General features: G+C 54.8%; 17 protein-coding genes. 3 read left to right on the forward strand and 14 right to left on the reverse strand.

Features of this window, described 5'->3' with window-relative positions:
- Positions 1–25 precede the first annotated feature (25 nt).
- Positions 26–1,039 carry a septal ring lytic transglycosylase RlpA family protein gene (locus tag BJF95_RS23685; RefSeq protein WP_425348713.1) on the reverse strand — a complete coding sequence of 338 codons (1,014 nt, stop codon included), beginning with the start codon at positions 1,037–1,039 and terminating at the stop codon, positions 26–28.
- 555 nt (positions 1,040–1,594) lie between these two features.
- Here BJF95_RS23685 and BJF95_RS18560 point away from each other — a divergent pair.
- Positions 1,595–2,209 carry a GntR family transcriptional regulator gene (locus BJF95_RS18560; protein WP_075641149.1) on the forward strand — a complete coding sequence of 205 codons (615 nt, stop codon included), beginning with the start codon at positions 1,595–1,597 and terminating at the stop codon, positions 2,207–2,209.
- A gap of 148 nt (positions 2,210–2,357) precedes the next feature.
- Here BJF95_RS18560 and BJF95_RS18565 read toward each other — a convergent pair whose 3' ends face one another.
- From BJF95_RS18565 to cysG, 6 genes are all read right to left on the reverse strand, one after another.
- Positions 2,358–3,452, reverse strand: a complete 1,095-nt coding sequence (locus BJF95_RS18565; RefSeq protein ID WP_075640890.1) for a hypothetical protein — start codon at positions 3,450–3,452, stop codon at positions 2,358–2,360.
- Positions 3,453–4,003: 551 nt separating this feature from the next.
- On the reverse strand, positions 4,004–4,816 hold the full coding sequence (locus tag BJF95_RS18570) for a ferredoxin--NADP reductase (protein ID WP_075640891.1): 813 nt from the start codon (positions 4,814–4,816) through the stop codon (positions 4,004–4,006).
- Positions 4,817–4,983: 167 nt separating this feature from the next.
- Entirely contained in the window at positions 4,984–5,487 is a 504-nt protein-coding gene (locus BJF95_RS18575; protein WP_075640892.1) for a DUF934 domain-containing protein, read from the reverse strand.
- A 12-nt stretch (positions 5,488–5,499) separates the two neighbouring features.
- Positions 5,500–7,173 (reverse strand): nitrite/sulfite reductase, encoded by a 1,674-nt coding sequence (locus tag BJF95_RS18580; protein ID WP_075640893.1) that lies wholly within the window; start codon positions 7,171–7,173, stop codon positions 5,500–5,502.
- 8 nt (positions 7,174–7,181) lie between these two features.
- Entirely contained in the window at positions 7,182–7,496 is a 315-nt protein-coding gene (locus BJF95_RS18585) for a DUF2849 domain-containing protein (protein ID WP_075640894.1), read from the reverse strand.
- Between the two features lie 2 nt (positions 7,497–7,498).
- Entirely contained in the window at positions 7,499–8,941 is a 1,443-nt protein-coding gene (cysG, locus tag BJF95_RS18590; RefSeq protein WP_075640895.1) for a siroheme synthase CysG, read from the reverse strand.
- A 224-nt stretch (positions 8,942–9,165) separates the two neighbouring features.
- Here cysG and BJF95_RS18595 point away from each other — a divergent pair, with 224 nt between their 5' ends.
- The gene (locus tag BJF95_RS18595; protein ID WP_075640896.1) at positions 9,166–9,753 is read left to right on the forward strand and encodes a deaminase; all 588 of its coding nucleotides are present in this window, start codon (positions 9,166–9,168) and stop codon (positions 9,751–9,753) included.
- Positions 9,754–9,776: 23 nt separating this feature from the next.
- Positions 9,777–10,616 (forward strand): nucleoside triphosphate pyrophosphohydrolase, encoded by an 840-nt coding sequence (gene mazG, locus BJF95_RS18600; protein WP_075640897.1) that lies wholly within the window; start codon positions 9,777–9,779, stop codon positions 10,614–10,616.
- A 47-nt stretch (positions 10,617–10,663) separates the two neighbouring features.
- Here the strand turns inward: mazG and hflX are convergent, their stop codons facing one another.
- The 7 genes from hflX to dusB all read right to left on the reverse strand — a co-directional run bounded on the left by hflX (position 10,664) and on the right by dusB (position 20,032).
- Positions 10,664–12,019: a GTPase HflX gene (hflX, locus tag BJF95_RS18605; RefSeq protein WP_139317559.1), complete on the reverse strand. Its 1,356-nt coding sequence runs from the start codon at positions 12,017–12,019 to the stop codon at positions 10,664–10,666.
- 134 nt (positions 12,020–12,153) lie between these two features.
- Entirely contained in the window at positions 12,154–12,396 is a 243-nt protein-coding gene (gene hfq / locus BJF95_RS18610) for an RNA chaperone Hfq (protein WP_075640898.1), read from the reverse strand.
- 181 nt (positions 12,397–12,577) lie between these two features.
- Positions 12,578–13,942, reverse strand: coding sequence for a nitrogen assimilation response regulator NtrX (ntrX, locus tag BJF95_RS18615; RefSeq protein WP_075640899.1), 1,365 nt, complete (start codon positions 13,940–13,942; stop codon positions 12,578–12,580).
- Positions 13,932–16,202 (reverse strand): sensor histidine kinase NtrY-like, encoded by a 2,271-nt coding sequence (locus BJF95_RS18620; protein ID WP_075641151.1) that lies wholly within the window; start codon positions 16,200–16,202, stop codon positions 13,932–13,934. The genes ntrX and BJF95_RS18620 overlap by 11 nt, the downstream gene beginning before the upstream one ends.
- 217 nt (positions 16,203–16,419) lie before the next feature.
- Positions 16,420–17,871, reverse strand: coding sequence for a nitrogen regulation protein NR(I) (ntrC, locus tag BJF95_RS18625; protein ID WP_075640900.1), 1,452 nt, complete (start codon positions 17,869–17,871; stop codon positions 16,420–16,422).
- Positions 17,868–19,010 (reverse strand): two-component system sensor histidine kinase NtrB, encoded by a 1,143-nt coding sequence (locus tag BJF95_RS18630; RefSeq protein WP_075640901.1) that lies wholly within the window; start codon positions 19,008–19,010, stop codon positions 17,868–17,870. Before BJF95_RS18630 ends, ntrC begins: the two co-directional genes overlap by 4 nt.
- On the reverse strand, positions 19,007–20,032 hold the full coding sequence (dusB, locus tag BJF95_RS18635) for a tRNA dihydrouridine synthase DusB (RefSeq protein ID WP_075640902.1): 1,026 nt from the start codon (positions 20,030–20,032) through the stop codon (positions 19,007–19,009). The genes BJF95_RS18630 and dusB overlap by 4 nt, the downstream gene beginning before the upstream one ends.
- Positions 20,033–20,165: the final 133 nt, after the last annotated feature.

Below are 20,165 nucleotides of genomic sequence, written 5' to 3' on the forward strand. Positions count from 1 at the left end.
CTTGGTCCAGAAAAATCTAAACCGCTTACGTCCCAACGCCGGAAGGACCAACAACCCAACCTGGAGGCAAACCGCCGTTTGAGCGCGGCGCGGCTGGCTTGGCGGGTGCTGTCCGTGCAGGCCTTGGCGCATAAGACGGCGCTTCGTTGCGCGCAACAGACACCGCAGGCGCTTGCGCCCGCGTGGCGGGGGCATTCCAGGAAGGCTCACGACGCTGCGCTGGCATTGGCACGGCTTCGTTTTGCGATGCAATGGCAACTTCGGCATGGGTTGCCGGCTTGCTGTAAGCCATCGCCGCTGTAGGAGCAGCCGCTGGCTTAGCCGACTTGGCGATTGGCCGTGGCGTTTCCGCCGGACCTGCAAAACGGCCAAAGAAGCTCTCTCGTTGCGCAACTGGCGCATTGGAAGCCACCATCACGCCGCTTGCAATCTGACCACCACCCATGGGATCGATGCCCGGGCCACGCTGGCCTTTGCGCACATAAGACGCCATCAAATAAGGCATATCGTGACCGCTCATATCCGCCGGGCCGACATATTTCACACGAACATGCGCTGTGCCGTGACCTTTCACGTCCAGCAATTGCGCGGCTTTGTCCGAGAGATCAATCAGGCGATTGGCGTGGAACGGTCCGCGGTCATTAACGCGAACGATAACCGAGCTTCCTGTATCAAGATTGGTAACACGGGCATAGCTGGGCAGCGGCATGGTGGGGTGAGCCGCTGAAATGCCGTACTGATCGTAAACTTCGCCATTGGCGGTGTAGCGACCATGAAAGGCCGAACCATACCACGAGGCCAAACCGGTCTGGTCATAATTGGGGTTTTCGCGGGGCTTGTAGACCTTGCCAGCCACCACATAGGGGTCGCCAACCAAACGACGACCGCCGCCTTTCGGCACGGGACCGCCGTTCACCACCCGCGGGCTGGCCTTTACGCCATAAGCGGATTCGGCGAAATATTCCTTGCTGCGTTTTTTTGAACTGACCTTGTCGCCAGAGTGCGTGGTGCCGCACGAGGCCACGGCTGCACCTGCCATAACCACAACGGCCAAACGCAGCGAGACTGAAACTGGACCACGAACTTTCAAGATACTCATCCCCATCTACGTACCAAGACACCGGCTTGTACCGCGACGCGGTCACTCACACCTGAAAAACACACATATCTGTCCCCGAATGAAACAGCTCGTGCCATAATCTACATGGGGACAAAATGGCAAAAATACGATTATGGTTAAAGCCTTTATTGAATAACTTGTTGCCATGGTTAATGAATTACTAATTTCTGGCATCGAGCCAAGGCTGCCACATTCTCATAACTCTTCGCAGTTCGCTACTGATACCGCTCCCCGAGATGATGAGATTTTATGCTGTAATGCCGCGTTTCCCGATGTTTTTAATGGACCGAAATAACAGCCGCACACCACTATTTTGCCTTTATAAAACGGACACTGATATATCAGAGCAAATCGCATAGGTTAATTTCCAACTCACCCCTCTGATATATCAGTTGGTGGATTTTGGAAAAATCCGCTATAGACAGACCAATTGAAGGCACATCGATCTGCTTTTCGGGAGAGTTCATGTCGGACATTCAAGCATCACAAAGCCACAACGCCTATCGCGCGTTGGAACTTTTGATTGTGACCCTCAAGCTCGCCCCCGGCGAACAGGTGACGGAAAAGCAGTTGATTGAGTTGGCAGGCCATGGCCGCACCCCGGTGCGCGAGGCCATTCAGAAACTGGAATGGCAAGGGCTTATTGTGGTGCGCCCTCGCGTTGGGCTGCAAATCTCGCAGATCCACCCGGAACACCACAGCCAGATCATGGCCGTGCGCCAACAACTGGAACCCCTAGCTGCCGCCCTCGTTGCCACCAACGCCAGCACGGAGCAGCGGCAAGCCTTGGTCCAGTGCGCCAAAGCAATGACAGGCGCTGCAACGGAGGGCAGCATTGACGACTTCCTGACGGCCGACAAACTGTTTGACGAAATTCTGGAAGCCGCCTGCCCCAACCCCTTCCTCACTGCCTCGCTGCAACCCCTCCAAACCCACTCCCGCCGCATCTGGTATTCAACGGCAACGCTGGAGAAAATGGACCGCTCTGTGTCGCTGCATGTGGCGGTTATTCGGGCGATTAAGGATGGGGATGAGGGGGCGGCGAAATCGGCGATGGGGGCGTTGTTGGGGTATTTGGAGCGGGGATAGGTTACAGAGCAAGTGGTTCGTGCAGTGTCTACAATCAAGTCAGGGAGTTTTCAGTTTATATGCTGCTCAGCCTCATTTAAGATAACCCAAGTATGCACTGAAGGTGATATGCTGACCCTTGTGAATTGAGCCAGCTCATTCATAGGAACTACGTGCGCCAACTCGGATAAGCACCATTCGCCAAGATTTTTTGGATCGCTTCTTGCACGAACCGCTCTATTTCGAGTGCGGAAAAGCGCGAGCTGGAAAGAAACTCACCTCGATGTACTGCGCGACTTAGCATGTCATAAATCGCATCGGTTGCAGTTTTTGACTGACCTAAGTAAGGAGCGCCACGATTTTTTACCTTTGAGGCAATCTCGTCCTTCTCTCCATCATTGATAAACATGTTCTCTATGCATATCCGCAGATGAATAGCCTTCTGTACCTGATTACTGCTCAGTCGAGCACGATAAAACTGATCCATCAGGATGAAAAGGCGGCTTCGATCATTTACGGCAAACCTGCCAATCAGATTCAACACCCCGTCGATTGCGACTAGATCTTCATTGGTCAGATCGGTCGGTATGAAACTACCCAAGTCCATGCGCAAGTAGCGGCAAAATTTCTTGCTCAAGAAGTCGTATCGGTGAGGTACTGCGACTTGGCGAAAGAGTTCGGGGGCTCCCCCTCGGGAGATGAGAGCTATAGCCAATCGCGTCCAAGTGAAATCGTCATCATCTCGAAAATCTGGGTCAAAAAGTTCCGGATCCGCCTCTAGAGGCAGCATTAGCTTTTTAACTCGGTAATGTCTTGCTAACACAGCATATACGCGATGATTGGAAATTAGTCCTAGTTGTTGCTGATCAAGCTGGTCCGCGAGAGTCGAGGGTACAACATCCTTGCAACTGATGAAGGAGATACCATTGCAAAACCTGTGGGCGTTATCAGCGCTGGTATCCACTAACACCACAACCTGCTGCAAATCCACATGAGTGTCAGATAAATATTGCTCGATTTCTACAAGAGCTGCTTCGATACCAACAATGAGCGCTCGTCGCACGACATGTATGCTGAAATCCAAAGGCTGAGGTGTAAACCACCCATTTCCGTAAACATGCTTTGCGTGCAGAATTTCGCGGGCGGGCGGATACTCTTCGATCGCAGGAGCGATCTCCGCAGCAATATCCATGATGTCCCAAATATTCTGAGGCTCTTTCTTTTGTGTAAATTTATTGTAGGCCTGAACTGCGCGTTCCTTCAATTACTAAACTCCCGCACCTACAATCTGTGCTGCGATACAACGATACCGAGTTATCTCAAGAAAAGTAATTGAAACAATAAAAAAATATAGCCGCCAGTTCATCATCGACCGCGGATTTATCTTTCACAAAAGGTGAATTTTATCGTCATCCGCGACACATGCCACCTCCCATTGCGGTCCTATCAACAGCCTAACTTTAAGGTAATTAATACTCGCTCAATAAGGATTGAATTTAGCCAATGAGGCCATTAAAATTAGTCCATAGAGTGAATACGACGCTACCGTTTCTATCCGTGGCTTACCCCCCCCTCTGCCCTGCCGGGCATCTCCCCCTCAAGGAGGGAGATAGACTCGTGGTGGGCTTCACTCTTCAAATCATCTTTGCCAAGAGTATGAAATCACGGCGTTATCGGTTAGAATTTGCGGGTAACCCCATCAGATCTCCCTCCTTGTGGGGGAGATGGCTGGCAAGCCAGAGGGGGGTAAATCGCACACCGAAACGTTTATGTAACGCACTGCAACGACCTATCCCAGTTACAACACAACACAAATCACCCCACAAACGCCCGCTCAATCACAAACTCGGCAGGCTTGTTATTCGCGCCCTCGTTCAGCCCTGCCTTTTCCAGCAGCGCCTTGGTGTCTTTCAACATGGCTGTGGAGCCGCAGATCATGCCGCGGTCGGTTTCGGGGTTGAGGGGTGGAACGCCGAGGTCGGTGAAGAGTTTGCCGTTTTCGATCAAGTCGGTGATGCGGCCCTGGAAGGCGTAGTCTTCGCGGGTGACGGTGGCGTAGTGTTTCAGCTTGTCGCCAACGATTTCGCTCAGCATTTCATCGGCCTTGATCTCTTCGACCAGATCAAACCCGTATTTCAGCTCGGCCACATCACGGCAGGTGTGGGTGAGGATAACTTCCTCGAACTTTTCATAGGTTTCCGGGTCGCGGATCAGGCTGGCGAAGGGTGCAATGCCGGTGCCTGTCGAGAACATATAGAGGCGCTTGCCGGGGGTGAGCGCGTCCAGCACCAGCGTGCCGGTGGGCTTTTTGCGCATCAAAACCTTGTCGCCCGGCTGAATTTTTTGCAAATGCTGGGTCAGCGGGCCGTTTGGCACCTTGATGGAGAAAAACTCCAGTTCTTCATCCCAGCTTGGGCTGGCGATAGAATAGGCGCGGTACAGCGGCTTGCCGTCCACCATCAGGCCAATCATGGCGAATTCGCCAGAGCGGAAGCGAAAGCCCGCAGGCCGGGTCATGCGAAACCGGAAAAGGTGGTCGGTGTAATGCGTCACGCTCAGCACCGTTTCGGCGTAAACGCCTTCTGGCACGATCAATTCGGCATTATCGGTCTTTACGGGAGCATTCATGGGAGGTCGAATCCTTCAAATCTCGTCTAGACAGCGCAGCAGTTCATCAAGCGCGCTGTCGCAATTTTAAATTTACCGCCTTTGCGGAGCCTATAGACCAAATTACCGCCAAAGAACATAGGCTCGATGGCGGCAAAGACAGAGTGGCGTCAAGCGCGTATCCATCATCAGGCCGAGCGGCGGCGCCAGCTATAACCTTCCACCGGGCCGTTGCCGCGCGCGGCCGGCTGGTAGTGGTTATCAATGCCAGGCAAACGCCCCTCTTCCAGCCGCTGCAAAGCCACCGCATTGCTCACGGCAAAGCTGTCAAAGCCAGTGCGCAGCATCAGCGGAATCTGGTCGATCAACACATCGCCCACGGCCCGCACTTCGCCCTGATAGTTGAGTCGATCGCGCAGCAGCGACGCATGGCTGAAACCACGGCCATCGTTAAACGCTGGAAACTTCACAGCCACCAGCGCGATACGGTCGAGAGAGGGGGCAAGCTTGGTCACATCATCGGCAGGGGCAATGACCACGCCAAAATCAACGGCATTGCTTTCTTCAACGGCAGTCAAAAACGCATCCAGCGGCAGAAGAGGCTTTTGCCCCTCGCCTGCTTTCAGCTCTTCGGTTTCGATAATCCAAGGGTCTTGTGCGGCAAAACCGGCTTCTTTCCAGATACGGGTCATTGGCAGCACTCCTTACGCGGCTTCAGCGGTTGCACCGCCATACAGAGCTTCCTTGAACGGCTTTGGCCCCACACGGCGATAAGCCTCAAGGAAAGTTTCCTTCGGATCAAGACGAAGGCCCAGATAGGTGTTAACCACCGTTTCCACGGCATCCGTCACCTTTTCCGGCTCAAAACCACGACCGATGATTTCGCCAATCGACGAGTTTTCATCACCAGAGCCGCCAAGCGTGATCTGGTAAAGCTCGGCACCCTTCTTTTCCACGCCCAGCAGGCCAATGTGGCCGACATGGTGGTGACCGCAGGCATTGATACAGCCGGAAATCTTGATTTTCAGCTCACCAATCTCTTCCTGACGGGCTTGCGAGCCAAAGCGGTTGGAAATGGCCTGCGCCACCGGAATAGAGCGCGCATTGGCCAGCGCGCAATAATCCAAGCCGGGACAGGCAATAATGTCAGTGATCAAACCGGCGTTGGCAGTTGCCAGCTTTGCACCATTAAGCGCTTCGTAGAGTGCTGGCAGATCAGCCATGGCCACATGCGGCAAAATCAGGTTTTGCTCGTGGCTGACGCGAATTTCATCAAAGGCGTAGCGCTCGGCCAAGTCTGCCACCAGTTCCATCTGGGCATCCGTGGCATCGCCCGGTGTGCCGCCAATGGGCTTGAGCGAAATCGTCACCATGCCGTAATCAGGGTTTTTATGCGCCTGTACATTTTGCGATACCCAAGCGGCAAAGCCTGCATCTGCCTTTTTCGCCTTGGCCAGCGCTTCCCAGCCTTCTGCCCGTGCGGGCAACTCAGGCATGGCAAAATAGGTCTCGATGGCGCGAATATCACCTTCAGGCAGCTTCAAAACGCTGTCCTTCAGGTTGGCGAATTCGGCATCAAACTGGCGGGTCAATTCCTCTGTGCCCGTTTCGTGCACCAAAATCTTGATGCGCGCCTTGTACTTGTTATCGCGGCGGCCATGCAGGTTATACACCCGCACAATGGCGGTGATGTAAGACAGCATATCCTCTTCGGGCAGGAAATCCTTGACCTTTTTGGCAATCATCGGCGTGCGGCCCTGGCCGCCGCCCACGTAAACTGCAAAGCCGAGATTGCCGTTTTCGTCCTTTTTCACATGCAGGCCAATGTCATGTACCTGAATGGCGGCGCGGTCGCGCTCGGCACCCGTCACAGCAATTTTGAACTTGCGCGGCAGGAAGGAAAACTCCGGGTGAACGGACGACCACTGGCGCAAAATCTCGGCATAGGGGCGCGGATCTGCCACTTCATCTTGGGCTGCACCGGCAAAATGATCAGCGGTGACGTTGCGAATGCAATTGCCCGAGGTCTGAATGGCGTGCATTTCAACACTTGCCAGATCCTTCAAAATCGCCGGTGTGTCCGACAATTTTGGCCAGTTGTATTGAATGTTCTGGCGCGTGGTGAAATGGCCGTAGCCGCGGTCATATTTGCGCGCCACATGGGCCAGCATCCGCATCTGTTTTGCATTCAACGTGCCATAGGGAATGGCAACCCGCAGCATATAGGCATGCAATTGCAAATAAACGCCATTCATCAACCGCAGCGGTTTGAAAGCGTCTTCGGAAATTTCGCCCTTGAGACGGCGTGCCACCTGATCACTAAACTGGTCCACGCGAGCGGACACGAAAGCGTGGTCGAATTCATCGTAACGATACATAGTCTTCCTCAGGCGGCTATAAAATCAGGATCGGCAAAACCGTGGCCATCGGCATAGGCCATGGTCGGGCCTTCTGCGCGAATGCGCTCGCGCAGGCGCAAAGGCCAAAGCGTGCCATTGCGCTCTTCCACATCAATAATGTTGACATCCACCACCAGATTGTCGGCCAAAGCCTGCTTGCCGGTGTTTTCAAGTGCAGATTCAGCTTCTGCATGGCGGGCCACAAATGCGTCTTGCAATTTTTCGGTCCACTGGCCGGAAGCATCAAGCCAAACGGCAATGCCATCGCTCAAGCGGTTTGCAGTCAAGACTTTCTCTGCCATGCTCATACCTTCATCATGTTGTGTTCAGCGCCAATGGATGCGCCCAATGGCGCTGAATGGACAAAATTTGCGCCCGCAACGGCATCACCGATAATCACCATCACCGGCCCGGTCAATTCGGTGCGGTTTTCAAGATCGGGCAACTCCCGCAGCGTGCCATGCAGCAAACGCTTGTCGCCTCGGCCAGCGTTTTCCACGACGGCCACCGTGGTGTCCGGGGCCAGGCCACCGGCCATCAGCCGCTCTGCAACCGAGGCAGCCACACTGCGGCCCATGTAAACAGCAACCGTTGCACCCGAAAGCGCAACCCGCGCCCAATCTGGCAAAACATCGCCATTCAAATCGTGGCCGGTGGTGAACACCAGCGTGGACGACACACCGCGCAGCGTCAGGGGCAGTTCAAAATCAGCGGCGGCTGCGAGAGCAGACGTAATGCCGGGTACAATCTCATAGGCCACACCGGCATTGCGCAAGGCTGCCATTTCTTCGCCAGCGCGCCCAAAGATCAGCGGATCGCCAGATTTCAGCCGCACGACACGCTTGCCTGCCCGTCCAAGCTCTACCAGCAGATCATTGATCTCGTTTTGCGATTTGGTGTGACAGCCTTTGCGCTTGCCCACCGAAATGCGCTCGGCGTCGCGTCTGCCCATATCAACAACGGCCTGAGGCACCAAAGCGTCAAACACAATCGCGTCGGCTTCCATCATCAACCGATGAGCACGAAGCGTGAGCAGATCTTCTGCCCCCGGCCCGGCCCCCACCAGAAACACCCGGCCTTCGCGCGAGGCAGTGGCAGCGCCCTTGAGCAATTTTGTCGCTTGACGGCGCGCAGCACTGATATCACCGCTTTCAACGGCATCAGCCACATCACCTTGAAAAAACGAGCGCCAAAACAGGCGCCGCGCCACACCGCGCGGCACGAGCCGATCAACGGCGCGGCGATAGCTGTTGGCCAGCCGACCAAGCTTGCCCAGTGAACGCGGCAATTGCCGATCAATACCGGCACGGATCATTTGCGCCAAAACCGGACCAACGCCTTCTGTACCAATGGCAATGGCAATCGGCGCACGGTTCACCAGTGCCGGGGTATAAAAATCGCAATAATCGGGCTGATCCACGGCGTTTGCCGGAATTTTGGCAACGCGAGCGGCATTGACAATCACACGATCAGAGGCACCCTCGCCGGTGGCCGCAAACACCAAAGACATGCCGTGAAGCAGGTCTGCCGAAAAAGACGAATGATCGACCTCAATGGCTTTGCGCTTCAAAAAGGCGGCATAGTCCGGCTCAGGATCGGCTGTGAAGGCGATGATCTTGGCTGAAGTGTTGCTGATCAATCGTGCTTTCGCAAACGCCTCATCACCATCGCCAAACACAGCCACCTTTGCGCCTTCAACGCGAAAGAAGGCCGGAAAGACCGACAGTTTTTCAGAATCAACGCTCAATGGACCAATCCCTTGTTTAGCGGCATTATCGGCGCAAATACCAGTTTATTGAAGAAACAGAAATCCGCCTTGTCATGCGTGCCGATATTTCTTTGCTAGCCTGTTTGCTGATCATAGCAAAAGCAACCCGCAGCGCACAATTTTCTTTATTTTATCGACCGGCCTTTGCCTCACACTCTCCTTTAGGGCTAAATGCCAGACAAGATTCTCTAAAGAGGCTAGCCATGAGCGACCAAAACCTGACTGCGCGCCTGCTCGATGTCATTGAACATGATATTATTCCTCTCACGCAACAAGGGGTCGCTGCTGGCAACAAGTTGTTTGGTGCTGCCGTTTTGCGCAAATCCGATTTGTCACTGGTGGTGGCCGAGACCAACAATGAGCTGGAAAACCCGATGTGGCATGGTGAAGTGCACACATTAAAGCGCTTTTATGAAATGGGCGAACGGCCAGAAACCAAAGACCTGATTTTTCTCTCCACGCACGAGCCCTGCACGATGTGCATGTCGGCCATCACTTGGGCGGGCTTTGATAATTTCTACTATTTCTTCACCCATGAAGACAGCCGCGATGCCTTTGCAATTCCCCATGATTTGAAAATTCTCAAAGAGGTGTTTGGTCTTGAGCCGGGCGGCTATCGCAAACAAAATGCCTTTTGGAACAGTTTTGCCATCAATGATCTGATTGAGGTGGAGGAAGATTCGCGCCGCAGCGGCCTTCTTGCCCAATCACAGAAAATTCGCAGCCTCTACGCGGACCTTTCCACGCAATATCAATCCAGCAAAAGTGGCAACGCCATCCCGCTGAACTGACATCGATACAAAGGATAGGCCTCATGGAACCCTCAACGGATATCGCGCGCCTGCTCGAGATTATGGCCGCCCTGCGTCAACCGGAAACCGGCTGCCCATGGGACATTGTCCAGACATTTGACACCATCAAACCCTATACGCTCGAAGAAGCCTATGAGGTGGCCGATGCCATAGAGCGCAACGACCCGGATGATCTGTGCGAGGAATTGGGCGATCTTCTGCTGCAAGTGGTGTTTCATGCGCAAATCGCAGCCGAATCCGGGCTGTTCACCTTTGAAGACGTGGTTGAGGCCATTACCAAGAAAATGATCCGCCGCCATCCGCACGTTTTCGCTCGCTCAGATGCTGACACGCCGGAAGCGGTGAAGCAGCAGTGGGACAAGATCAAGAAGCAGGAAAAAAGCGAGCGCGCCGCTCGCCGCACTGCCCGCGGCATGGCTGATGTGTTTCAAGACGGCCTGCTAGGCTCTGTGCAGCGCACATTTCCTGCCCTCACCGAAGCCGTGAAATTGCAAGAACAGGCCGCAAAAGTTGGTTTTGATTGGGATAAGGCAGAACCGATCCTCGACAAGATCGAGGAAGAAATTGCCGAGTTGCGCGAAGCAATGCGCGAGGGTGATCAACACAAAATTAAGGATGAATTGGGCGATCTCACCTTCGCACTGGTCAACATCGGTCGTCATGTCAAAGCCGATCCGGAACAGGCGCTGCGCGGAACAAACGTCAAATTCCGTCGTCGTTTTGGTTATATTGAAAAAACATTGCGCGCCAACGGAGAAAGCCTGGAGCACGCCAGCCTCGCCCGTATGGAAGAACTGTGGCAGGAGGCAAAGAAGCTCGAGCGAGGAATAGCGGGATCTTAGAGTGTGTTTGGTCAGGAAAACCGGTAACCACTTTTCCCTGACAAACTCTAATCCCGCTCCCAATCCTCTTTCGCTTGGCCCTGCAAAACACCAAGCTTGCGCTCCAGTTCATCGGCCTGGCGATCTGTGAGGCGCAAATCAAGGCTGACGGAACCGTCTTCCATATCTTCGCGGCCATCAACCACTGCATTTTCATAGGCCCAGGACACAACAGCCTGTTTATCGGCGGGAATGATAACGGTTGCTTCTGTCAGCACGCCTGAAAGCCGCTGCGAGATAACATCCATCAGGGCATCAACACCCTCGCCGCTCAGAGCCGAGACCGGAATAACGTTTTTGCGGGCCGCAACCTTTTGCAGAATGGCGTCATGCGCTTCCGGCTCCAGCCGGTCAATCTTGTTCCAAACCTCAATGATACGCTCATCACGCGCTTTTTCGTCAATGCCGAGATCGCTCAAAATGCGCAGCACGTCGCCCGACTGGGCGCCATTGTCAGGATCGGCCATGTCGCGCACATGCAAGATCAGGTCCGCTTCCAGCACCTCTTCCAGTGTTGCGCGAAAGGCAGCAACCAGATGGGTGGGCAGATCGGAGATAAACCCAACCGTGTCTGACAAGATCACTGTGCGCCCTTGCGGCAGCTTCATGCGGCGAAGGGTTGGGTCCAGCGTGGCAAACAACATGTCTTCGGCCAACACGCCAGCACCCGTGATACGGTTGAACAGCGTGGATTTTCCGGCGTTGGTATAGCCCACTAGTGCCACAATCGGATGCGGTACCTTGCGGCGCTTGGCGCGGTGAAGCTGGCGGGTGCGCACCACTTGCTCCAGCTCGCGCTCCAGCCGCACAATGCGATCTTGCAGCATGCGCCTATCGGCTTCGATCTGGGTTTCACCGGGACCACCCATGAAACCGGCACCACCACGCTGACGCTCCAAGTGGGTCCAGCTCCGCACCAGACGGCCCTTTTGATAGTTCAGATGGGCGAGATCAACCTGCAACGTGCCTTCCTTGGTGGAGGCGCGACGACCAAAAATTTCAAGAATGAGACCCGTGCGGTCAATGACCTTGGCGTTCCATTCTTTTTCGAGATTGCGTTGCTGAACCGGTGTGAGCGGATGATCAATGATCACCAGACCCGCATCATGGCTATCCAACAGCGCCTTGACTTCCTCAATCTTGCCGCTGCCCATCAAGGTTGCCGGGCGCGGCTGATTGACCGGTACAATCAACCCTTCAACAACGGTGAGATCAATGGCGCGGGCCAGCCCCATCGCCTCTTCCAAACGGCTCTCATTGCTGCGGGTGGGTGCCGGAATACTCTCTCCTGTCGGCTTTTCAGCAGAACGAGCCTGCTTGAGCACAGGCACAAGCACCACGGCGCGCATATCGTCGCGGTGCATTTCCTGTTCAGGGATAATAGAGTCCGATGTTGTGTCCCGATTTGAGATAGCCGTTTTCCTGTCTTGAAATAGAAATGCTTATTCCCCAGCGCATTTACCGGGGAAGGTGAATAGACCGATGGGTGCGCTGAAGATTAAGCTGTGCTCTCTTCGCCTTCAAACATCTGCATCGGCTGGCCCGGCATGATGGTTGAAATGGCATGCTTGTAAACGAGCTGAGAATGCCCATCGCGACGCAGCAACACACAAAAATTGTCAAACGAGGTGACAACGCCGGTCAATTTAACACCATTGATCAAAAAAATCGTCAATGAAATTTTCTGCTTGCGAACCGTATTGAGAAAAAGGTCCTGCAAATTCTGAGAACGTTCCGCCATGGCGCCGCTTCTTTCTATTTTGCCGGTCGGGGATACCGGTTGGAGATTTTCTATCTGATTTTTTGAGCAAACTGCCCTCATGCCCCTTGGGACAGTTTGGTATCAAATCAATGAGCATTCCGCAATCTGGAAAAATCCATTTGAATTCATTGCCAGATCGCTTTGCGCTCGGAACACGCCATCAAACCCCGAGGGATTTCAGTTTACGATGAAGTGCTGACCTCTCCATACCGACAAATTCAGCGGTGCGTGAAATATTGCCGCCAAAACGGTTGATCTGCGCAATCAGATAATCGCGCTCAAACATCTCGCGCGCCTCACGCAAAGGAAGCGTCATGATCTGGTAATCGCTGCGGCCTGAGACTTTCGGCAGCATTTCACCCAGATCCGCTGGCAGCATTTCGGCGGTGATTGTGGTGTCCGGGCTATCGCTTTGGGCCAGGATCAGCAGGCGCTCGATATTGTTGCGCAGCTGGCGAATATTGCCCGGCCAATCATGGGCCTGCAACACCGCCATCGCATCATCGCCAATCTTGCGCGGACGAATACCCGCCTGTTCGGCAATATGGCGCACAAACATATCCACCAGAAACGGAATATCCTCGCGCCGCTCCGACAAAGCAGGCACCCGAATTGGCACAACAGCCAAGCGATGAAACAAATCCTCCCGAAACTCGCCATCGGAAATCATGCTTTCCAGATTATAGGCGCTGGAGGAAATGATCCGCACATCCACCTTGACCCGCTTCGAGCCACCAACACGCTCAAATTGCTGATCCACCAGAACCCGCAGAATCTTGTTCTGGGTCTCGCGTGGCATTTCGCCCACTTCATCCAGATAGAGAATACCGCGATGGGCCTCCTCCAGCGCACCAATGCGGCGCGCCTGGCCAGGGCCGCCTTCTGTGCCAAACAGGGCAACTTCCATCCGGTCAGGCGTGATGGCTGCGGCATTCAAGGTCACAAACGGTCCTGCCGCCCGCGCCGAACGCTTATGGATCATACGCGCCACCAATTCCTTGCCGCTGCCAGACGGCCCGACAATCATGATGCGGCTGTTGGTTGGTGACACCTTTTCAATGGTCTGGCGCAATTGTGAGACGGCAACAGAAGTGCCAATTAGCTCGCTGGAATCACCGGTACGGCGTTTCAGATCCGATACTTCGCGCTTGAGCTTGGAGTTTTCCAAAGCCCGCTCGGCGATCAAAATCAACCGATCCGCCTTGAAGGGCTTTTCGATAAAATCAAACGCACCGCGTTTGATGGCCGAAACCGCCGTTTCAACATTGCCATGGCCTGAAATCATCACCACTGGCAAATCGGGATGCCGGGCCTTGATTTCATCCAGCAGCGCCAACCCATCCAACCGGCTGCCCTGCATCCAGATGTCGAGAAAAATCAGGCGCGGCGCACGATCCGAAATCGCAGCCAGCGCGCTGTCCGCATCATGGGCCGTGCGCGTCTCATGCCCTTCATCACTGAGAATGCCGGAGACAATCTCGCGAATATCTTCCTCGTCGTCGACAACCAGAATGTCAGAGGCCATAGGCTACTTCCTCACCATTTTGCGCGTCAGCAGAGGCAGTGCCAGCCTGTCTTGGAAGCACCACGCGGATCATCGCACCCCGGCCTCCATCAAACTCGGCTGGTGCATCATGCAATTCAAGCTGACCACCATGTTCTTCAATGATTTTTTTGACAATTGCCAAACCAAGGCCGGTGCCCTTGTCACGCATCGTCATATAGGGCTCCAGGATGCGGTGGCGGTTTTCCACCGGCAATCCTTTGCCGTTATCGATAATGTCCACCACATAGCTGTCGCGGCTCTCGTCAGTCCGGGTCAAAATCCAGACGTGACCGGGCAATTGTGGCGCGTCACTTGGTACCGCCTCAATGGCTTCAACCGCATTTTTGATGAGATTGCCAAAGGCCTGGGCCAGCATTCTCGCGTCAAATGACCCTTGCAATGGCGCATCGCCCAATTCGCGCGTGAAGCTGCAATCGCTGTGCCCCATCTCTCGCAAAAAGATCGCGTCTTTCAAAATGTCGCGCAGATCGGCACTTTGCTTGGTGGGCTTCGGCATGCGGGCAAAGGACGAAAACTCGTCCACCATCCGGCCAATGTCTTCCACCTGCCGCACAATCGTGTCCGTGCATTGATCAAACACGGGGCGATCAGCGTCATCGATCTGCTTGCCAAACCGACGCTTAAGACGCTCGGCAGACAGCTGGATCGGTGTCAGTGGGTTTTTAATTTCATGGGCAATGCGGCGTGCAACATCGGCCCAGGCGGTTGAACGCTGGGCGATCACAAGATCGGTAATGTCATCAAGAGTGATAACGTAGGATTCGGCAGCGTTGCGGGTTTCTTCACGCGTCACCTGCACAGAGAGTGTGCGCTCTTTGCCGCCGCGAATAAAATTCACCTGCTTGCGGAAATCTCCACGATGGCGAAGGGCGGCTTCCGCAAAGACAAGATTGATTTCGGGGGCCACGGCATCAAGTTTTTGCCCCATCAATTCGTCTTGCGTGCGCGCCAGAAACAGCTCTGCCGATGGATTGACGATGGTGATCGAGCCATCATCCTCAACACCAATGACGGCCGCCGTCACGCCGGATAGCACCGCCTCGATAAACCGGCGGCGGTCATCGACCTCGTCTTTCGCTTCGAGAATTTCATCACGCTGGGTTCTGATCTGTGAGATCATCTTATTGAAGGTGCGCGAAAGGCTGCCGACGTCGCCATCCGCCACACGCACGGGCACCACGACATTCATATCGCCAGACGCCACGTGTTCGGCAGCGCCAATCAGCAAACGAATAGGGCGCACAATTCGGTCTGCAACAGCAATCGCCGTCCAGATGGCCGCCAGCAAAACAATCAATGCAAAACCGAGATACAAAACTGCAAAAGCGATTTGCAGCGTCGCCCGCCCCGCCTCCATCGCCTTATATTCGGCCGTGTTATCTTCCATCTCACGCATCGCCTGCATGACCTTGGGGTCAACGGCACGGATGGTGTAGAGAAAGGCACCACTGAGGGATTCCAGCTTCATGATGGCGCCGACAAGATTGGTGGAGCCTGGCGGAATCAACGTGGGTTGGCCAGCGGCAGCTTTGGCAAGCGCGTCTTCAGGTATCGGCGGCAAAGTGCCGTTCGTGGCAATATTGGCCTCAACAATGGGAGTGCCGTCCTTTCGGACAAGAAATGCACCAAGCAAACCGCGCCCCTTGGCTTGGCGGGTCATCAAATCAACAAAGCCAGTGCGATCCAGGAAAAACAGTGAGCGATTGCGCTCAAGGTCATTGGCCATAGAAATTGTCTGGCCCTGCAAATAACTGGCGTTCTCCATCAAATACGCCTGCGCGACATTCATGGATGAACTGACGATGGACTGGGTGCGAATGGAAAACCAGCGATCCAGCCCCACATTAAGCGTGATTGTCGCAAAGATTGCCACCAAAATGGCGGGCGTGATGGCAACAATGGAAAACAGCGCCACAATGCGCACATGCAGGCGTGCCGCCGCCCTGCCCCGTCTGCGGGCCTGCACGAGACGATGGACCTCGCGGCCAATCAAAAACAGCAGGCAAACAACGAACAGCGAATTGACGATAGCAGAACTGATCAGAACTGTCTGGGTCGGTGCAATCGGCGTCAGGCCCAAAAGTACCGGCAAGGTGAATATGGCACACGCCAGCGCACCACCTGCCAGCAACAGGCCCGGCAGGGCGAAAGAGGAGCGTCTTTCCTGCTGCAGGACGGCAGAGGCTTCTCGCTCAGAATGTAATGCCGGTCGGCGCATTGCTATCCAATCTTGTTTTCGCAAAACGGCGAAATATTCCAGATTGATAAGGTCGCCATACAATCTGCGACCCTCCCCCCACACCTCAAAAACCGCCTATCTTTCTCACGGTCCTTTTCGGAAAACGTGACAAAAACAACACGACTATGATGAGTCTTTCATGCGTTGCTATTGAGCAACGCATTGTGGCGAAATTGCAACGCTACCTGCCCTTATGTCAAGCACTGCGCGAACTGCGATACACAGAAACACCCAGTTCGCGAATTTTCTTGCGCAAAGTATTGCGATTCAGCCCCAAAAGATCGGCGGCTTTGATCTGATTTCCCCGTGTTGCGGTGAGGGCCGCAAGAATCAGCGGATATTCCATTTCTGTCAAAACACGGTCGTAGAGACCGGGCGGTGGCAGCGCATCACCAAAAGAGGCGAAATAGCTGCGCATATTCTCCTCAACGGCCTGAGCAATGGTCACGTTGCCGCCAGAGGTGCCTGATTTTGAAATCGGGCTATCATTGATGTCAGAGCGCAATTCCTGCTCAACGATCTCGCGGGTAATCACATCTTGCGGATAAAGCGCCATCAACCGGCGAATGAGGTTTTCCACCTCGCGCACATTGCCCGGCCAGGCATAGGATTTCATCACTTCCAGCGCTTCTTGCTCAAACCGCTTGGCGTCCAGCCCTTCCTTTTCGCCCTGCTGCACGAAATGGCGCACAAGATCGGGAATATCCTCGGCACGATCGCGCAGAGGCGGCAGGCGCAAAGGCACAACGTTCAGACGATAATAGAGGTCTTCGCGGAACAGTCCCTGATTAATCGACTGCTTCAGATCCTTATTGGTGGCCGCCACAATGCGCACATCCGTGCGGATCGGCGTGCGCCCGCCCACAGTGGTATATTCACCCTGCTGCAACACACGCAGCAACCGTGTCTGCGCATCCATGGGCATATCGCCAATTTCATCCAGAAACAGCGTTCCACCTTCGGCTTGCTCAAAGCGGCCCGATGAGCGGTTCTGCGCGCCGGTGAAGGCTCCTTTTTCGTGACCAAACAGCTCGGATTCGATCAAATCGCGTGGAATTGCCGCCATATTAATGGCAACAAAGGGACCATTGCGCCGCTTGCCGTAATCATGCAGCGCCTTGGCCACAAGCTCCTTGCCGGTGCCGGATTCGCCGGTGATCATCAACGTCAGATCCGTTTGCATCAAACGGGCCAGCACCCGGTAGATTTCCTGCATCGCGGCAGAGCGGCCCACCAGCGGCATACCATCTTGCATATCATCGCCAAGACGGGCCGGTTTTTTCTTGGGCTCGGCCAAAGCGCGGCCAATGATGGCGATCAGCTCGGTCAGGTCAAAAGGCTTGGGCAGATAATCATAGGCCCCTTTTTCCGATGCCCGAATGGCCGTCATGAAGGTGTTTTGGGCGCTCATCACCAAGACAGGCAGATCGGGTCTTGCCTTTTTGATACGCGGCAACAGATCAAAGGCGTTTTCATCCGGCATCACCACATCGGTCACCACCAGATCGCCCTCACCGGCCGAAATCCACCGCCACAAGGTCGCTGCATTGGAGGTGATCCGTACATCATAGCCAGCGCGGCTGAGAGCCTGGTTCAATACAGTGCGGATGGCGGCATCGTCATCGGCAACAAGAATGGTTGCGGTCATCTGGCTTTTCCCGTGTCTTTGGCAAACGGCGCGTCATCCTCTGCTGCTTCTCTCGAAACAGGCATCAGCACGCGAAATGTCGTCCGGTTGGCTTGGCTGTCGCATTCGACAATGCCACCGTGGCCACCAATGATTTTGGCAACGAGCGCCAGTCCAAGACCGGAACCGTTGGTTTTGGTGGTGATGAAAGGATCAAAAAGATGCGGTAGCAAATCCGATGGCACGCCGGGGCCATTGTCATGCACACAAAATTCCAGCGGCAGCGAAATCTTTTCGCGCGAGCCGGCGACAGAAAGGCGAATGCCGGGACGATAGGCCGTTGTCAGCTGAATCTCGCCATCCGGCTTATCGCCAACGGCTTCCGAGGCATTTTTGATCAGATTGAGAAACACCTGCACCAGCTGATCCCGGTTGGCAAACACCGGCGGCAGCGACGGATCATAACTCTCTGTGATTTTGATGTTCCGCGCAAAGCCCGCCTGGGCAATCGCCTTGACGTGGTCCAGCACCGAGTGGATGTTGACCGATGTGCGATCCACCGGCCTCTCATCAGAGAAAATCTCCATCCGGTCAACCAGCGACACGATACGATCGGTTTCATCACAAATCAGCCGGGTCAGGTTGCGATCTTCATCCGGCACGGAGGTTTCCAGCAATTGCGCAGCACCACGGATGCCAGAGAGCGGGTTCTTGATCTCATGCGCCAACATGGACGCAAGGCCTGTGACAGAACGCGCTGCGGCGCGATGGGTCAGCTGGCGGTCAATTTTATCGGCCATCGAGCGTTCTTGAAACACCACCACAACAGCACCCGGCTCGCCGACCACAGGAGCCACATAAAGATCGACCAGCTTGTCTTGGCCAAGTCGGGGAGAGCTCAAATCGACACGATATTCGTTCACTGGCGCACGGCGCTCGCGCACCTGCTCAATCAATTCCAGCAGCGGACTGCCAAAGGGAATAAAAGTGGAAATCTTATAGCGGGCCAAGTGACTGGCACTTGCACCAAAAAAAGCTTCGGCCTCCCAATTGGCAAAGGCAATCAGACCTTCCGCATTGACCAGCACAACCGGATTTTGAATGGCGTTCAGCACGGCCATTGCCAGTGGATTGCCAGCACTCATCATGTCATTGCTCATGCAGCCTCTTCCTGCGGTGCGCAAACCGCTTTAGCCAATGCCTCGTGCAGGCTCCGGGCCACAAACTCAGGGTCTTTCGACGTCATCACTGCCGTTTTTTCCGGCGCAGATAAAACCGCACCATGCCGGTCCAGATACCAGGCCACATGCTTGCGCGCGTGACGCACGCCAACATCTGCGCCATAATGCTCCATCATCAAGCGGTAGTGCTCGACGGCAACATCGGGAATAGATTCGGCATCTGGCCCTTGGTGACCAGCAAGCACACCCGCGTGCCACGGCCTGCCCTGACATCCGCGACCGAGCATCACGGCATCGGCACCCGAGCGGCGCAGAATGTCCTGCGCATCGGCTTTGGTTTCCACATCTCCATTGGCAATCAGCGGAATGGAAATCGCCTCGCGCACGCGGGCAATCGCATCCCAATCGGCCCTGCCCTCATAAAATTGCATACGGGTGCGGCCGTGAATGGTGATGGCCTGAACACCAACCGATTCGGCCCGGCGCGAAAGCTCTGGCGCATTGATGGAGTTTTCATCCCACCCCAGCCGCATCTTCACCGTCACGGGTATGGACACGGCCTTGACTGTCGCTTCAATCAGCGCGAGTGCCACCTCTGGCTCGCGCATCAATGCCGATCCAGCATAGCCGCCAATTACCTTTTTGGCGGGACAGCCCATATTGATATCGATAATATTCGCGCCATTGGCCTCGGCAATTTTGGCGGCTTCGGCCATCCAGCGCGGCTCTCGCCCTGCCAGTTGCACCATATGAGGTGTTAATCCCGCGCCTTTCAGGCGAGACCAGCTCTCGGCAGCATTGAACACCAACTCCCGGCTGGCAACCATTTCGGTCACCACAAGCCCTGCGCCATAGCGAAAAGCCAGCTGTCGAAACGGCAAATCCGTCACACCCGACATGGGAGCAAGCACCACGCGGTTGCGAATGGCAACCGAGGCTATAGTGAACCCTTGATCAAGAGGCGGATGCGGCAAATGATTATCTTTCGAGCATGAAGCCAGTCTGCCTGATTTTTAGACATAAAATTCTTTCATGCCAAGCCCTTTCCGGGCGATACAGACATTTTTTCGAAGGCATGCTGGAAAACCTCCAAAAGCATCGCTAGACAACTAAAACCTGCTAATCGACTGGAAA

The sequence above is a fragment of the Rhizobium oryziradicis genome (genome assembly GCF_001939045.1).
GTDB lineage: Bacteria > Pseudomonadota > Alphaproteobacteria > Rhizobiales > Rhizobiaceae > Allorhizobium > Allorhizobium oryziradicis.

Coding starts and splice junctions, on each gene's coding strand:
- BJF95_RS18570 (WP_075640891.1), bottom strand. CDS start 4,816: ATGAATGCTCCCGTAAAGACCGATAATGCCGAATTGATCGTGCCAGAA.
- hflX (WP_139317559.1), bottom strand. CDS start 12,019: ATGCACCGCGACGATATGCGCGCCGTGGTGCTTGTGCCTGTGCTCAAG.
- BJF95_RS18580 (WP_075640893.1), bottom strand. CDS start 7,173: ATGTATCGTTACGATGAATTCGACCACGCTTTCGTGTCCGCTCGCGTG.
- ntrC (WP_075640900.1), bottom strand. CDS start 17,871: ATGACCGCAACCATTCTTGTTGCCGATGACGATGCCGCCATCCGCACT.
- BJF95_RS18620 (WP_075641151.1), bottom strand. CDS start 16,202: ATGCGCCGACCGGCATTACATTCTGAGCGAGAAGCCTCTGCCGTCCTG.
- BJF95_RS18575 (WP_075640892.1), bottom strand. CDS start 5,487: ATGACCCGTATCTGGAAAGAAGCCGGTTTTGCCGCACAAGACCCTTGG.
- BJF95_RS18630 (WP_075640901.1), bottom strand. CDS start 19,010: ATGAGCAATGACATGATGAGTGCTGGCAATCCACTGGCAATGGCCGTG.
- BJF95_RS18595 (WP_075640896.1), top strand. CDS start 9,166: ATGAGCGACCAAAACCTGACTGCGCGCCTGCTCGATGTCATTGAACAT.
- hfq (WP_075640898.1), bottom strand. CDS start 12,396: ATGGCGGAACGTTCTCAGAATTTGCAGGACCTTTTTCTCAATACGGTT.
- ntrX (WP_075640899.1), bottom strand. CDS start 13,942: ATGGCCTCTGACATTCTGGTTGTCGACGACGAGGAAGATATTCGCGAG.
- BJF95_RS23685 (WP_425348713.1), bottom strand. CDS start 1,039: ATGGCAGGTGCAGCCGTGGCCTCGTGCGGCACCACGCACTCTGGCGAC.
- mazG (WP_075640897.1), top strand. CDS start 9,777: ATGGAACCCTCAACGGATATCGCGCGCCTGCTCGAGATTATGGCCGCC.
- BJF95_RS18585 (WP_075640894.1), bottom strand. CDS start 7,496: ATGGCAGAGAAAGTCTTGACTGCAAACCGCTTGAGCGATGGCATTGCC.